At 70.1% G+C, this 14787-nt stretch carries 18 protein-coding genes; 12 read left to right on the top strand and 6 right to left on the bottom strand.

Annotated elements, in window-relative coordinates; all coding sequences use genetic code 11:
- The first annotated feature begins 20 nt into the window (after positions 1 to 20).
- Complete coding sequence (locus DJ73_RS10885; protein WP_094524815.1) at positions 21 to 1154, top strand: ABC transporter ATP-binding protein; 1134 nt, start codon at positions 21 to 23, stop codon at positions 1152 to 1154.
- Positions 1155 to 1277: 123 nt separating this feature from the next.
- Here the strand turns inward: DJ73_RS10885 and DJ73_RS10890 are convergent, their stop codons facing one another.
- Positions 1278 to 2309 (bottom strand): glutathione S-transferase family protein, encoded by a 1032-nt coding sequence (locus tag DJ73_RS10890; RefSeq protein WP_094524816.1) that lies wholly within the window; start codon positions 2307 to 2309, stop codon positions 1278 to 1280.
- Between the two features lie 269 nt (positions 2310 to 2578).
- On the opposite strand from DJ73_RS10890, the gene DJ73_RS10895 reads away from it, so the two are divergent.
- Positions 2579 to 3844, top strand: a complete 1266-nt coding sequence (locus DJ73_RS10895; RefSeq protein ID WP_094557948.1) for an FAD-binding oxidoreductase — start codon at positions 2579 to 2581, stop codon at positions 3842 to 3844.
- Positions 3845 to 3929: 85 nt separating this feature from the next.
- On the opposite strand, the gene DJ73_RS10900 is transcribed toward DJ73_RS10895, so the two are convergent.
- Positions 3930 to 4367, bottom strand: coding sequence for an Hsp20/alpha crystallin family protein (locus DJ73_RS10900; protein ID WP_094526698.1), 438 nt, complete (start codon positions 4365 to 4367; stop codon positions 3930 to 3932).
- A gap of 3 nt (positions 4368 to 4370) precedes the next feature.
- Entirely contained in the window at positions 4371 to 4526 is a 156-nt protein-coding gene (locus DJ73_RS20350; protein ID WP_170938276.1) for a hypothetical protein, read from the bottom strand.
- Between the two features lie 56 nt (positions 4527 to 4582).
- Between DJ73_RS20350 and DJ73_RS10905 the strand changes: the two genes are divergently transcribed.
- A complete protein-coding gene (locus tag DJ73_RS10905) occupies positions 4583 to 5527 on the top strand; it encodes a DUF429 domain-containing protein (RefSeq protein ID WP_176451120.1) in 945 nt (314 codons plus the stop codon).
- Between the two features lie 31 nt (positions 5528 to 5558).
- Here DJ73_RS10905 and DJ73_RS10910 read toward each other — a convergent pair whose 3' ends face one another.
- Positions 5559 to 6008 carry a hypothetical protein gene (locus DJ73_RS10910; protein WP_094557950.1) on the bottom strand — a complete coding sequence of 150 codons (450 nt, stop codon included), beginning with the start codon at positions 6006 to 6008 and terminating at the stop codon, positions 5559 to 5561.
- 94 nt (positions 6009 to 6102) lie between these two features.
- Here DJ73_RS10910 and DJ73_RS10915 point away from each other — a divergent pair, with 94 nt between their 5' ends.
- Positions 6103 to 7980, top strand: a complete 1878-nt coding sequence (locus tag DJ73_RS10915) for a radical SAM protein (RefSeq protein ID WP_094557951.1) — start codon at positions 6103 to 6105, stop codon at positions 7978 to 7980.
- A 4-nt stretch (positions 7981 to 7984) separates the two neighbouring features.
- Positions 7985 to 8869, top strand: coding sequence for an MBL fold metallo-hydrolase (locus DJ73_RS10920; protein WP_094557952.1), 885 nt, complete (start codon positions 7985 to 7987; stop codon positions 8867 to 8869).
- Between the two features lie 17 nt (positions 8870 to 8886).
- Here the strand turns inward: DJ73_RS10920 and DJ73_RS10925 are convergent, their stop codons facing one another.
- Together DJ73_RS10925 and DJ73_RS10930 are read right to left on the bottom strand one after the other, a co-directional pair.
- Positions 8887 to 9507, bottom strand: coding sequence for an HAD family hydrolase (locus tag DJ73_RS10925; protein ID WP_094557953.1), 621 nt, complete (start codon positions 9505 to 9507; stop codon positions 8887 to 8889).
- Positions 9508 to 9589: 82 nt separating this feature from the next.
- Positions 9590 to 10072: a hypothetical protein gene (locus tag DJ73_RS10930; RefSeq protein WP_094524611.1), complete on the bottom strand. Its 483-nt coding sequence runs from the start codon at positions 10070 to 10072 to the stop codon at positions 9590 to 9592.
- A 149-nt stretch (positions 10073 to 10221) separates the two neighbouring features.
- Between DJ73_RS10930 and DJ73_RS10935 the strand changes: the two genes are divergently transcribed.
- The 7 genes from DJ73_RS10935 to DJ73_RS10965 all read left to right on the top strand — a co-directional run bounded on the left by DJ73_RS10935 (position 10222) and on the right by DJ73_RS10965 (position 14589).
- Positions 10222 to 11076, top strand: a complete 855-nt coding sequence (locus DJ73_RS10935; protein ID WP_094557954.1) for a DUF308 domain-containing protein — start codon at positions 10222 to 10224, stop codon at positions 11074 to 11076.
- Positions 11077 to 11171: 95 nt separating this feature from the next.
- On the top strand, positions 11172 to 11822 hold the full coding sequence (locus DJ73_RS10940) for a halocyanin domain-containing protein (RefSeq protein WP_094524609.1): 651 nt from the start codon (positions 11172 to 11174) through the stop codon (positions 11820 to 11822).
- Complete coding sequence (locus tag DJ73_RS10945) at positions 11819 to 12208, top strand: hypothetical protein (protein WP_094524608.1); 390 nt, start codon at positions 11819 to 11821, stop codon at positions 12206 to 12208. Before DJ73_RS10940 ends, DJ73_RS10945 begins: the two co-directional genes overlap by 4 nt.
- Before the next feature lie 6 nt (positions 12209 to 12214).
- Positions 12215 to 13024 carry a cytochrome bc complex cytochrome b subunit gene (locus DJ73_RS10950; protein ID WP_094524607.1) on the top strand — a complete coding sequence of 270 codons (810 nt, stop codon included), beginning with the start codon at positions 12215 to 12217 and terminating at the stop codon, positions 13022 to 13024.
- A gap of 4 nt (positions 13025 to 13028) precedes the next feature.
- Positions 13029 to 13817: a cytochrome B gene (locus DJ73_RS10955; RefSeq protein WP_094524606.1), complete on the top strand. Its 789-nt coding sequence runs from the start codon at positions 13029 to 13031 to the stop codon at positions 13815 to 13817.
- Between the two features lie 54 nt (positions 13818 to 13871).
- The gene (locus DJ73_RS10960; RefSeq protein ID WP_094524605.1) at positions 13872 to 14303 is read left to right on the top strand and encodes a hypothetical protein; all 432 of its coding nucleotides are present in this window, start codon (positions 13872 to 13874) and stop codon (positions 14301 to 14303) included.
- A gap of 4 nt (positions 14304 to 14307) precedes the next feature.
- Complete coding sequence (locus DJ73_RS10965) at positions 14308 to 14589, top strand: hypothetical protein (protein ID WP_094524604.1); 282 nt, start codon at positions 14308 to 14310, stop codon at positions 14587 to 14589.
- The last annotated feature ends 198 nt before the right edge of the window (positions 14590 to 14787 follow it).

Consider the following 14787-nt stretch of genomic DNA (forward strand, 5'->3'; position numbering starts at 1 on the left):
GAAGCGCCCTTTGCCAGTAAATGGCAAGAGTAACGCTCGACACGCTCCGGAAGGAGTTCGATCGGGGGACCATCGTCGCCGTCGACGACCTCGACCTGGAGATCGACGACGGCGAGTTCGTGACCGTCGTCGGGCCGTCGGGCTGCGGGAAGACCACCACGCTGCGGATGGTCGCGGGACTGGAGGAGCCCACGTCGGGGACCGTCAACTTCGACGACGAGGACGTCACGGAGATCCACGCGACGGACCGACCCGTCGCGATGGTGTTCCAGAACTACGCCCTGTATCCCCACAAGACGGTGATGGAGAACATGGCGTTCGGGCTCAAAATGAGCACCGACATGACGGTTGAGGAACGGCACGAGCGCGTGACCGAGATGGCCGAGATGATGGGGATCGCGGACCTGCTCGACGACAAGCCGGACGAGCTCTCCGGCGGGCAGAAGCAGCGCGTCGCCCTCGGTCGCGCCATCGCCCGCGAGCCCGAAGTGTTCCTGTTCGACGAGCCACTCTCGAACCTCGACGCGAAGCTCCGCACCGAGATGCGCGCGGAGATCCAGAAGCTCCAGAAGGAGTTCGGCGTCACGGCGATGTACGTCACCCACGACCAAGAGGAGGCGATGACGATGGGCGACCGCCTCGCGATCCTGAACGACGGGAAGCTCCAGCAGGTGGGCGAGCCCACCGAGGTGTACGAGAACCCGGTCAACGAGTTCGTCGCCGGCTTCATCGGTTCGCCGTCGATGAACTTCATCGACGTCGACGTCGACACCGACGGGACGACGGCGACGATCCGCGACGGCGACTCCGGGCTCGCGCTCGCGCTCAGCCGCGAGTACGTGGCGGGCCACGAGCTCGAAGGCGGTCCGTACACGCTCGGAATCCGTCCCGAGAACATCGGGATCGTCGAGGAACCCACCGGCGACGAGACGCTCACCGCGACCGTCGAGGTCGTCGAGCCGATCGGCTCCGATAACTACGTCCACCTCTCCGTCAACGACGACTTCCTCGCTCGCGCGCCGGCGAACGTCAAGCCGGAGGCCGGAGACGAGGTCGGAGTCGTCTTCGAGGAGGAACACGTCCACCTGTTCGACGCCGAGACGGGCGAAGACGTGTTCCTCACGGACGAGGAAGTCGAGGCCGCGGTCGCCTGAGGCGGTTCTTCGTACGCGGCCGTGTCGGGCCGGACCGATCCGACGACCACGGCCGCGAGGGCGGAGGAACCGCGCGACGCCGCGGAGCGATACGCAGCCGGCGTTGCCGTTCGGTCGGTCGACTCAGTCGTCGGCGGTCGGCGTCGGCGCCTTCCCGCCGAGCGCGTCGCGGTCGTGGTCGGCCTCGAAGTCGAGGTCCGGCCCGCGCGCGATGATCCCGGAGGGCGTCACGTCCGGATGGGTCGTGTAGTAGTGCTCCTTGATGTGGTCCATGTTCACCGTCTCGGCGACGCCCGCGGTCTGGTAGAGGTCGCGGAGGTACGGCCAGAGGTGCTCGTACTGGTGAACGAACTTCCGGTTGCACATGAAGTGCGTGTGGTACACCTGATCGAAGCGGACCAGCGTCGTGAACATGCAGATGTCGGCCTCGGTGAGCGAGTCGCCGACGAGATAGCGCCGGTCGGACAGGTGGTCGTTCCAGCGGTCGAGCGCGCCGAACAGCTCGTCGATCGCCTCGTCGTACGCCGCCTGGGACGTGGCGAACCCGGCGCGGTAGACGCCGTTGTTGACCGGCTCGTAGATCTCGGTGATGACCTCGTCGACGTCCGCGACGGTCGCCTCGTCGTCGGCGTCGGGCAGCAGCGAGACGTCGTTTCCGAGGTCGTCGAACGCGGTCGAGAGCATGCGGAGGATCTCCCGTGACTCGTTGTTGACGATCGTCTCCGTCTCGGTGTCCCACAGCACGGGGACGGTCACCCGACAGGTGGCGTCGGGGTCGGCCTCGACGTACAGCTCCCGGAGGTAGTCGCTGTCGTGGAGGCGGTCGGGCGTACAGCCCGCCTTCTCCGGGGTGAACTGCCAGCCGCCCTCGTCGCGGTACGGGTCCACGACCGAGACGCCGATGGCGTCCTCTAAGCCGAGCAGCGACCGCGCGAGCAGGGCGCGGTGCGCCCACGGACAGGCGTAGGAGACGTACAGGTGGTACCGCCCCGCTTCCGGCTGGAACCGCTCGTCCGGTTCGGCGTCGACGTGGTCGGGCACGTCGCTGCCGGCGATCCAGTTCCGGAACGTCGTCTCGCCGCGCTGGAACGAGCCGTCCTCGTCCGTCGCTTCGTACGTGTCCGTTCGCCACTCGCCGTCGACGAGTTGATTCATATCTGAATTACGGGCTCGACGTGCATAACGTGGGCGGGGACACGCGTGTCACCGGCCGTGCGACGTGTGGAATCGGATCGGGGTGACGGTCGGTCTGTCGCTCGCTGATAGACGAACGACATCGGCGCGACGGCTATCGCCGACCCCGTTGCGACGGCTCGCTCCCGTCGGGCGCTCGGAGGCGCGCCGACTGGCCGCGGGGTTGCTTATAAGTAGCCGCCGCCGCCCGCGCCGGTGGCTTTTCGGTCGGGCCCGCGGTCTCCTGACGTATGTCCGAACGAAACGAGGCGGCGCCGACCGTCGCGGTCGTCGGCGGGGGCGCCGTCGGCGTCACCGCGGCCGCCGACCTCGCGGCCCGCGGCGTCGACGTGACCCTCTACGAACGCGGCTCGCTCGGCGCCGAGAGCTCCGGCCGGGCCGCCGGCGTGTTGTACGACGCGTACGCGGAGGACGTCGACGCCGCGCTGGCCGCCCGCGCGATGGAGCGGTTCCGGGCGTTCGACCGGTCGCTCCCCGGCTTCTCGTTCGCGCCGTGCCCGTACGTGATCGCGGTCCGCGAGGGCGACCCGGACGCCGACGCCGTCCCCGCGATGGTCGAGCGGATGCGCTCGCACGGGCGCGACGTCTCGCTCGTGACACCGAGCGCACTCGCCGACCGGTTCCCGATCGCGGCCGACGACCTCGCGGTCGCCGCGGTCGCCGAGGGCGCGGGGTGGTGCGACCCCGCGAGCTACGTCGAAGCGACGGGGCGGCGGGCGCGTCGCGAGGGGGTCACGATCGAGACCGAGACGGCCGTCTCGGTGACCGGCGACGGGCCGGGGCTCCGGATCGACGGGGAAGACGACGGCCGCGCCGAGACCCGCGAGTTCGACGCCGTCGTCGTCGCCGCCGGCGCTCGCACCGCCGACGTGCTCGCGGGCGCCGGGATCGAGGTCCCGGTCGTCCCCTACCGGGTCCAAGCGCTGACGAGCGGGGTCGACTACGACGGGCCGATGGTGTACGACGCGACCGCGGGCGTCTACGTCCGACCCCACCCGACCGGCCTGCTCGCCGGCGACGGCACCGAGCCGGTCCCGGCGGACCCCGACGACTACGACCGCAAGGGGGACGACTGGTTCGTCGCCTCCGTCACGGAGACGCTCCGCGATCGGGTGGACGCCGTGAGCGGCGACGGGCCGGACGTCGGGCCCGACGTCGAGCGAGCGTGGGCCGGGCTCTGCACGGCGACGCCCGACGGCGACCCGCTCGTCGGGCCCGTGGGCGAGGGAGGAGACGGGCCCGACGGCGACGCGGACCCCCTGTTCGTCGCCGCCGGCTGGCAGGGCCACGGCTTCATGCGCGCGCCGGCCATGGGTGAGCTCGTCGCCGAGGGCGTGGTGGCGTCGCTCGACGGGACCGACGCGGACGACCCCGAGTCGCCGTGGATCGGCGCCTTCGACCCCGATCGGTTCGACGGCGACGAGGCGTTCGATATCAGCGAGGGGATGTCGGTGGGAGAGCGAACGGGGGAGTCAGACCGGAGGGAGGGGAGATGAGAACGGAGAACGGGTGAGTGAGACCCGAGAACAGGGGAATGAGGCCGGAGGGGGGGGGTGGAGACCGCCGGGAGCGGAAACGGTCTCAGTTCTCGTCGTCGGTCTCGTCGGCGTCCTCCTCGACGACCGCGACGTCCCGCGCGTCGTCGTTCTTCGGGATCTCCACCTGCAGCGTTCCGTTGCGGGTCAGCGTCGCGTTCGCTCCCTGCGGCGTGACGTTCGCGTCGCGCGGGAGGTCGGCGCTCCCGGAGAGCGAGACGCCGCGTCCGGGGAACACCATCTCGTAGCCGTCGTAGAAGTCGCGGAACCGGTCGAGCTCGACCTCGACGGTGTGGTCGAGGAACGTCACGTTGAGGTCCTCGCCCCGGACTCCGGGGGCGTCGAAGACGACGAGGTAGGCGTCGTCGCTCTCGAGGAGGTCGTACGAGAGCGGCCGACGCTCCTGCATCTTGCTCCACCCGCGGCCGACGCGCTCGAGGACGCGACGGACGGCCGACCGGCCCGCGTCGACGAATCCACTCACGGGTTACACCTCGATCTCGGCGAGCTCGCTCCCGCCGCAGTACGGGCACGACAGGTCCTCGACGGCGTGGTCGTCGGGGACGTCGTACGTGTAGTGGTTCTCGAACATGTCGAGCTCGCAGTCGTCGCTCTCGCACTTGACCTCCATGGTCGATGGCATATACGACTCCGTTGTGCCGGCGAGGGCTTAAACGGCGTGGCGGCGGCCGTCCGTGTATGGACGGCATCGGCGACGGCGGCGGGGCGAGTCGCGCGGACGACGGGCCGGTCCGCGTCTACGGCGTCGACTTCAGCGCCGCGGCCCACGACGCGGGACGGAAGACGTGGATCGCGAGCGGGACGGTCGACCCCGAGCGCGGGGAACTGGTCGTGACCGGGCTCCGGCGGCTCGCCGACCTCGGCGGGGTCGACGGCCCCCGCCGCGAGGACGCCCTCCCGGCGCTCGCGGCGTGGATCCGCGCCCTCGACGAGAGCGCGGTCGTCGGGCTCGACTTCCCGTTCGGCCTCCCGCGGTTCGTCGTCGAGGAGAGCGGCCGCGACTCGTGGCGGTCGTTCATCGGGAGCTTTCCGGAGTCGCTCCTCGGAGCCGGCCACCGCGGGACGGACGACCCGGTGCGCGCGTTCGCCGAGCGCTGCGTCGGACTCACCGACCGCCACGGCGAGGGGACGTACGATAAGCGCCAGACGGACGCCGCGGTCGGCGCGCGGTCGCCGTACGGGTTCATCGCCGACACGATCGCGTTCCACGGGATGCGGGACGTGCTCGCCCCCGTCGTCGACGACGCCCGCTTCGCGCCGATGGACCGATCGGGGGAGGGGTGGCGGCCCGAGGCGCCGCCGGGGCCGACCGTCGTGGAGACGTACCCGGCGGCGGTGTTGGGCCGCCTCGGGCTCAGCCGGACGAGCTACAAGGGCGGCGGCGAGTCGGAGACGGCGCGTCGGCGGCAGAACGCCGAGGGGCTGGCCGCGGAGGCCGACGTCGCCTACGAGCCCGAGAGCGACCTGACGGGCGCGATGGTCTCGGACGCGGGCGGCGACGCCCTCGACGCCGCGGCCGCCTGCCTCGGGGCGTTCACGGCGTGGAGGCGGGGGTACGAGACGGACGTCGCCGGGTTCGACGATCCCGACGCGGTCGCGCTCGAGGGGTACATCTACGCCTGAGACGGTGCGCCGATCGCGGGAGTAGACGCTCTCAGGCCGCCATTCCCCGGAGCCGATCCGGGACGGTGGCGCGCTCGACGATCAGGACGGCCGTCGCGCCGAAGGCGACGCCGGCGAGGAAGCCGGGGCCGTACGGGAAGAACGGGACCTCGAACGCGAGCGCGGCCCCCAGCCCGACGGAGAGCACGAGGATCCCGAGGCCGAAGGCGACGTACGCCAGCGTCTCCAGCCGGTCCGGCGGGAGGCGATCGCGGGCGAACCACGCGACCGGCCCGAGGCCGACGGCGGTCGCAGCCGCCCAGCCCGCTGCGATCCCCCACGGTCTGGGATCGGCCCTGACGAACTGCACCGCGGCGTACGCGCAGACCGCGGCGAACGCAACGTACTGTCCGACCCGCTGCCGGCGGGAGGGGCCGTCGCCGGTCGGAGCGGCGTCATCAGGCGAGGGCGTCTCGTCGGCCGGAGGGCGCTGGGAGGGCACGTCCGGCGATTCCGCGCGCTGTAAAATAAGCGATCTGCCGATTCCACGACCTTCCGCACGCTTTTCCCGTCTCGGCCGACTACGGACGGCCAACATGACCGATTCGCCCGCGTCGGGTCGCGGCTCGCACCCGCCCGACCCGACGGACCTCTCCGTCACCATCGTCGACGGCTACGTCGACGAGCCGGCCCACTTCGGCGTCCCGCCGTACATCTCGACGTACCCGCGGTACACGGCCGGCGCGCTCGTGGACGCGGGCGTCCCGGAGTCGCGGATCACGTATCACACCATCGACGAACTGCGCGACGACCGCTCGAAGCGCGCCGACGTCGCCGACGCCGACCTCATGGTGTACGTCGGCGGGATGACGGTCCCGGGCAAGTACGTCGGCGGGACGCCGGCCGAACCGGACGAGGTGCGGGAGCTGGGCTGGACCGCGGACGGCGTCACCCTGCTCGGCGGCCCCGTGCGGTTCGGCGTCGGCGAGGAGAACGCGGGCGCGACGGAGACCGAGCGCGACGACCTCGACTACGACTTCGTCGCGATGGGCGACGTGGAGGCGGCCGCGTACGACCTCGTGCGCGAGGGGTTAGAGGGGTTCGGCAACCGGATGCGCGACAACGCGGAGATCGACCGGTGGGCCGAGAAGGGGGCGTTCGTCGTCGATCAGCACCCCAACCACCCCGACTACCTCATCTGCGAGATGGAGACCTCCCGCGGCTGCGCCTACCGCTGCTCGTTCTGCACGGAGCCGCTGTACGGGAGCCCGGCGTTCCGCGAGGCGCGGTCGGTCGTCGACGAGGTCGACGCGCTCTCTGACCGCGGGGTCAGGCACTTCCGGCTCGGCCGGCAGGCCGACATCCTCGCGTTCGGCGGCGACGGCGAGGCGCCGAACCCCGACGCCTTACGGGAGCTGTACGGCGGGATCCGCGAGGTCGCGCCCGACCTGCGGACGCTCCACCTCGACAACATGAACCCGGTGACGATCACCGACTACCCCGAGGCCTCCCGCGAGGCGATCCGGGTCATCGCCGCGCACAACACGCCCGGCGACACCGCCGCGTTCGGGCTGGAGTCGGCGGACCCCGTCGTCCAGGAACAGAACAACCTGCTCGTCACGGCCGAGGAGTGCCTGGAGGCCGTCCGCGTCGTCAACGAGGAGGGCGGGTGGCGGCCGGGCGACGCCCCGGAGACGACGCCCGGGGGCGACGACCGGGTGACCGGCCCCTCGACCGGGCCGGACGCCTCGCCGCGGCTCCCGAAGCTCCTCCCCGGGATCAACCTCGTCCACGGGCTCGCCGGCGAGCGCCCGGAGACGTACGAGCACAACAAGCGGTTCCTCCAGACCGTCTACGACGAGGGCCTGATGCTCCGCCGGATCAACATCCGGCAGGTGATGGCGTTCGCCGGCACGGAGATGGCCGAGACGGGCGCCGACATCGCACAGGAGCACAAAGACCAGTTCCAGGCGTACAAGCGGGAGGTGCGCGAGACGGTCGACAACCCGATGCTCGACCGGGTCGTCCCGCCGGGGACGGTCCTCCCGGACGTGCACCTGGAGTACCACCAGGACGGGAAGACGTTCGGCCGCCAGCTCGGCACCTACGCCCTCCTCGTCGCCGTTCCGGGCGAGCGAGAGCTCGGCACCGCTATCGACGTGGCGATCACGGACCACGGCTACCGCTCCGTGACGGGCGTCCCCTACCCCCTCGACGTCAACGCGGCGTCGATGGACGAGCTGACCGCGATCCCGGGGATCAATCGGAGCAAGGCCGGGGACGTCGTCGTCGGGCGCCCGTACGGCTCGGTCGAGGAGGTCGACGCCGGCGTCGCCGACCTGTCGCGGTTCGCCGTCGCCGACGACGTGGACGTGCCGATCCCGGGCCGCGAGCGCGCCGGGTCCGGCCCCGGTCCGGCCGCGCGCTCCCTGCTCGACCGGCGCGACGGCTCCTCGGTCGGACGCGGGGACTGAGCCGATGGCGGCGCCGGATCCGAGACCGCCGATCGAGCGCGTCCCGGTCCCGGTCGACACCCGCGCCCCCGGCGGGACGACGAACGCGTACGTCGCCGGAGGGCTCCTCGTCGACCCCGCGGCCCGCACCGACGCGCTCGACGACGCGGTCGGACTCGACGCCGGAGGGGGACGCGAGGGGGAACGCGTCGCGGTCGAGGCGATCGCGGTCACGCACACCCACCCGGACCACGTCGGCGCGGTCGCCGAGTACGCCGAGCTCACGGGCGCGTCCGTCCTCGCGCACGGCGACCACGTCGACCGGCTCGCGGAGGCGGCCGGCGTGGAGCCGGACGGGACGTTCGAGGGCGGAGAGACCGTGGGCGACACCGAGGTCCGCGCGGTCGACACGCCCGGCCACGCGCCGGACCACGTCGCGTTCGCGGTGGCGGAGGGGCGCGCCGGCGAGAACCGCGAGGCGAGCGGCGAGAGCGCGGGCGACGGGTCCTCCCGCGCGCTGCTCTGCGGCGACCTCGCCGTCGCCGAGGGGAGCGTCGTCGTGGGCGCTCCGGAGGGGGACCTCCGCGGCTACCTCGACAGCCTCGAACGCGTCCGTAACGCGGGCTACGACCGGCTATACCCGGGTCACGGTCCCGCGATCGACGACCCGGAAGCTGTCTGCGACCGGCTGATCGACCACCGTCTCGACCGGGAGCGGGCGGTCCTCGCGGCGGCGGCGGCGGGCGCGAGCGACGTTGACGAGGTCGTCGACGCCGCCTACGAGAAGGACCTGACCGGCGTCGCGGACCTCGCGCGGGCGACGGTCGTCGCGCACCTGGAGAAGCTCCTCGCGGAGGGGAGGATCGACGAGAGGTGGGCGGACCGGCTCGGCCGCGGGCGCGCGGAGTGAGAGTCGTTTAAAAGGGCCTACGGCTCGGCTTCGAGGTCGGCCGCGACCCGCGGCAGCGGCGTCTCCGTCACGTCGACGAACCGGCCGCCGACGTCCTCGACGCCGCCGTCGGTGGCGGGGTCGTCGCCGACGTGGATCAGCTCCGCGGGGGCGACGTCGAGCGCCTCGGCCGCCGCCTCGAACGCCTTCGGGTGGGGCTTCCGCCAGCCGCAGCCGACGCTGGTCGTGACGGCGTCGAACTCGCCGCGGAGCCCCGCGCGGATCAGCGTCTTGGAGACGAGTTCCGGCACGGCGCAGTTCGAGAGGAGCCCGACGGCCCCCTGCTCGCTCACGTCGCGGACGGCGTCCAGAGCGCCCTCGCGTCTCGTCACGTCGGGGTCGAACGCCGCGACGACGGCGTGTCTGACGACGTTCTCCGCGGCGTCGACGCCGCGGGAGTCGAGGGCGTGCGCGACGTGGGCCGGGAGCGGGACCTCGGCGCCCGCCGGGGCGTCCACGTGCCGCTCGCCGTACGCGACGTGCCAGTCGTCCGGCACCGCGACGCCGCGGGATTCGAGCTCGCGCGCGACGATCTCCGCGGGGTCGGACGGGTACTCGACGTCGACGAGCGTCCCGAACAGGTCGAAGGTGACTGCCACGATACCCTCCCTTAGGACAAAACGGGATTGAACCTGTCGGTCGGCGAGAGGCTGTCGGGACGGAGAGGAGGCGGCGCGCCGCTCACATCGCCGGGGCGACGTGGATCGAGTAGAAGCGGTAGAGGCCGGTCACCCACGCGCAGAGCCAGAGGAGCATGAACCCCGCCACGCCGACGCGGAGCCGGGCGCGCCAGTGGCTCATGTCCTCGTGGATCTCGTCGATGTCGACGTCGGGGTCCTCGTACGCGTCGGCGTTGCGCTTGGCTTGGAGGATCCGGAAGATGCCGGTGAGCGCGAACGCCAGCAGGGCGTACGCCTGCAGGCCGAGGAACGCGTGGATCACGGCGAGGCCGGTCAGCCGCTGGAGGACGCGGGGGATCATCCACCCGACGATCGGGACGGTGGTCAGCGCCAGTCCCGTGCCGATGTACCACAGGTGGTGCGTGAGAACGTTCCAGCTCACCGTCTCGGCGTCGATCATGATCCACGCCCCGTACAGCAGGAAGGGGAGACTCGACGTCACCGACAGTCCCGCGAGCGCCGCGAAGACCGACTCGTCTACCATCGATCAACGGTTCGGGCTCCGGCGCGTAAAACTCCCCGATCCGCGTCTCTCACCGGACGGTATCGCCTCCGAGCCGGTCTGCCCGGTCGGCGTCGGGTCGGGGACCGAGGACGAAAACAGTTAGCGTCCGGAGCCCGTACGGCCGGACGATGGAGGATACCTCGACGGGATCGGAATCGGAGCCGAGACCGGACCGATCGCGGAACACACCGGACGGCGACGAGGGGTCTCCCGGCGGGGAAACGTCCGGGAACGGGGGAGAACCGACCGTCGAGGGCGGCGCCGCGGACGACCTCGACGAGCTCAGGCGGCGCGTCGAGGAGGAGTACGACTTCGACGACTTCGGTCCGTCAGACATGGCCAAGATGAGCGCCGAGGAGTGGGACGCCGCCTTCGACCCCGACTCGTGGATCACGGGCGACCGCCTGCTCGAACGCGCCGAGGCGGAGCTCAAGTCGCGGGTCGCCCGCCGCGAGGTGTTCGGCGTGTTGGAACGAGTTCGCGCCGACGGCGAGGAGCGGATCTTGGTCTACTCCGACGAGGGGTACGCCATCGTCCGCCCGACCGGAGAGGTGGCCGGACAGGGGACGGTGCTGCGCGACATCGAGCCGATCGTCGCGCTGGCGGCGATGGAGTCGTACGACGTGCCGGAACCGCCGGACGACTGGTCGCTCCCGCACCCGGACACGGTTCCCCAGGGGTCGGGGGAGTTCGGCAACCTGATGGTTCAGGTGATCGCGGTCGTGCAGGTGCTCGCGGGCGCGGCGCTGCTCGTCGCCACGTTCCTGACCGACCTCGACACCATCGTGGCGCCGGCGATGGGGATCGTGTTCCTGCTCGTGGGCCTGTTCCTCTTCGTGATGGTGGCGAACGCGCGGCTCTCAGATCGGTTCCGTTCGGAGGAGTACCGCGAGCGGTTACGGGCCCTCCGCGAGGCGAAGGAGCGGCCCGACTTCGTCCCGGTCGAAGGGGGGGTCGTAGACGAGGAGCAGCTGGACGAGTAAAGCGCCGATATCGGGTGATAGAGCCCCTGTAAACGCCCCCACGTCGACGGATTCAGTCGGTGGGTTTAAGCGCACGCCGTCCTGAGTGAACCTGTATGAAAAGGCGGGAATTCGTGCGGACGGCCGGGGGTGCGACCGCCGCGGTCGCGGCCGGTGCCGGAGCGACCGGGACGGCCGCCGCACAGGAGCAACAACCGGACTGGCCGAGCGGGGTCACCAGCGGGAACCTCGGGTCGTATCAGGACGCCCGCGGCGAGAGCGAGGTGACCGTGCAGGTCGGCGCGGGCGACAGCGGCCTCGCGTTCGACCCGACCAAGCTGTGGGTCGACACTGGTACCACGATCACGTTCGAGTGGACGGGGAACGGCGGAGCGCACAACGTCCAGACCGTCGAGGGCGGCGGCCCGGCCAGCCTCGACAGCGGTGACCCGGTCGGCGAGGAGGGGTACACCTACGAGTACGAGGTGACCGAAGAGGACGTCGGCATCACGCACTACCACTGCGTTCCCCACACCGCGGTCGGCATGCACGCCGGCCTCGCCGTCGGCGAGGACATCCCGACGACTGAAGCCGGTGGCGGCGGCGCCAGCGGGTGGCCGGAGAACATCGCCCACGTCGGGGTGCCGCTCCACGCCCACTGGGTCGGGATCGCCGCGGTCCTCGGCATCTCGCTCACGTTCGTGTTCACGTTCTACATGCTGAAGTACGGCGAGTCGGCTCACACCGGTCACGGAGGTGCCCAATGAGTTCCGGCGGTTCCTCGTACGGTGACATCCACCGGTACGAGCCGGCCCGCGAGAGCACCGCGGCGGCGATCGCCATCGTGCTCCTCACGGTCATCGAGGTCGTGTTCGTCGGGCTGTTCGTCTACGGGCTCATGTCCGCGTGGGCGTCGACGGAGTTCGGGAACATGTACACCGCCGCGCTGCTGGCGATGATCTTCATCGACCTCGCGTTCATCCTCCTGTTGTATCGCAAGGAGTTCCTGCCGGACGTGATGATCGTGAAGAAGCGCCGCCGCAAGTGGGAGGACCTCTACGTCCGCGAGGAGGACAAAGACGGCGTCGGAATAGACACCGACGGGGCGATGGAGACGGTGAAACGGGCCATCTACCCGTACTACAAGAAGTAACTGACAATGAGTCTAAAGAAACAAGACGATATGGACCACAACGCGTGGCTCAAAAAGCAGGATCTGACGGTCATCGAGACCGCGTTCCTCACCACGCTCATCTGGCTCGACAAGCGGCTACGCATCGTCGACTACCTCGAGCTGCTGGAGACGATGTACTACCGCGCGAACATGCAGATGCCGAAGAGCCACACGGAGCAGTACGACCTCGACAACAAGTTCTGGTACTGGTACCCGCTGTACTCGCTCGGATCGCTGTCGATTATCGCGTATCTGGTCGCGGCGGTCTCGGGCGCACTGCTCGGGTTCTACTACTCCCCGTCGACTGCCGGCGCCGCCGCGCAGGGCGACCCGACGGCCGCGTACGACTCCGTCGTGATGATCATGACGGACGTCCAGTTCGGGTTCATGCTCCGCTCGATCCACAGCTGGGCGGCCCAGTTCATGGTCGCCGCGGTGTTCCTACACATGCTCCGCGTGTACTTCACCGGGTCGTACAAGGAGCCCCGTGAGGTCAACTGGATCCTCGGGGTCATCCTCATCGGTCTGACGCTCCTGTTCGGCTTCTCCGGATACGTGCTCCCGTGGAAGCAGCTGTCCTTCTGGGCCGCACAGATCGGCGTCGAGATGGCGCTCGCGACGCCCCTCGTGGGCGAGTGGGCGGCGCAGCTCCTGTTCGGCGGCTTCACCCTCGGACAGGCGACGCTCGTGAGAATGTACATCCTGCACGTCTTCGTGCTGCCGTTCGTGGTGACCGGTCTCATCGCGCTCCACGTCGGCATCGTCTGGGTGCAGGGAATCGCGGAGCCGCACTAATCCAATGACCGACGACACCACCCCCATGACGGACGGAGGCACCGATGAGGAGGCCCGCACGGACGGCGGGCCGCCGGCGACAGTTCCGCCGGACGACGAGACGCCGACCTGGAGCGAGCGCAAGGAGCACACCAGCGGGCTCGCACAGCTCACCTACCAGTACTTCGAGCGGTCGCGGCGCGAGGACGAGAACCTCCGCGCGGAGTCGACGTACGTCGAGCGCGACGTGCTCGGCTTCCCGACCTGGCCCCACGAGACGATCCGGAACCTCGCTATCACGAGCTTCTTCGTCGGGATCATAATCCTCATCGCGGCGATCCTGCCGGCCCACTACGGCGAGCCGGCAAATCCGGGCGCGACGCCGGCGATCATCCTGCCGGACTGGTACCTCTACTGGTCGTTCGGGCTGCTGAAGCTCAACCCCATCAACCCGAACCTGGCGGTGCTCGGCGGCAACATCGCGATCTCCAACGAGTTCCTCGGGATCATCGCTCACGGGATCGTCTTCGGTACCATCACGCTCGTGCCGTTCCTCAACAAGGGGGGCGCGCGGCGTCCCGTCGAGGAGCCGTTCTGGGCGGCCGTCGGCGTGACCGGCGTCGTTCTGTCGATCACGCTCGCGGCGCTCGCGATCCAGAACTTCTTCCCGATCACGCTCGACCTGCTGCTCACGCTGACGTTCATGCTCCCGCTCGTCGGGGGGATCATCACCTACGCGGTGTTGAAGACGATGCGTGAAGGGTACATGTACGACCTGAACCGGCGGTACTACATGCTTCGGCCCCCGAAGTAACGACACAGAACCGCACCCGCCGCCCGACCGTTTCCGCCTGTTTCCACTATTTCGATGTCATCACCAACCGACCGCGACGACGCACAGGCGTTCGACGAGACGGGCGACCCCATCGCCGCCGACGAGCAGGAGGACCCTCGCGACGAGCCGACGGGCCCGCGTATCGGGCCCGACGGGCGCGAGGTGGTGGTCCCGTTCCGGATGTACAAGGCCGTCACCGTCTTCTCGACGCTCGCGGCCGTGATCGCGTACCTGATCGGGTTCACGCTCGTCGACGCTGCGACGCGCCAGATCAGCTTCTTCCGGACGACGGTCGTCTATCTCCTGAACAGCGCCGGCCTCTACCCCTCGGACGACACGCTGGTCGCCGCGCTGGCGATCACGGGCATCGCGTTCATCGTCGGGGGGACGGCGGTGTACGTGCTGGGGACGCGGTTCCGGGGCCAAGGGATGGGAAAGTCTCAAGACGACTCCGGCGAATCGTAAGCTAATGGCAGACGAGTTCATGAAGGGGTTCGCCCTGTTCGCGCTCGGTGGCCTCGGCTGGCTCACCTTCGGCGGATGGTACCGGACGCCCACGTACTACGACGTCGTGCAGCTGGTCAATCCCGCCGAAGGCGTTGATAGCGTCTACGGGGAGATCGGCCTCGTCGCCGGCGACGCGTTCTTCTGGGTGATGGTCCTCGGCGCGCTCACGTTCTGGGTGCTGATTCCGGCGAGCCGCGAACTGCGCGACGTTCTCAACGACGACGACGCCGACGCCGCGAACTGATCCGGAGCCGTTTCGCCCTTCGAGCCGGCTCTCGCCCCCTGATCTCGTTTTACCGTAGTCTGTCGCAGCTCCATCAGCGACTCGTCGGCGCGTCAGTGCCGCTTCGTGGCCGGAGAGACGGCGGAGCGTGCGTGAACGCGGTCACGTCGGGAAAGCCGCGAGCGGCGCTCAGCTAAGCGGACGGCGCTCAACTGAGGG

Source organism: Halorubrum sp. Ea1 (assembly GCF_002252965.1).
In the GTDB taxonomy this organism is placed as follows: Archaea; Halobacteriota; Halobacteria; order Halobacteriales; family Haloferacaceae; genus Halorubrum.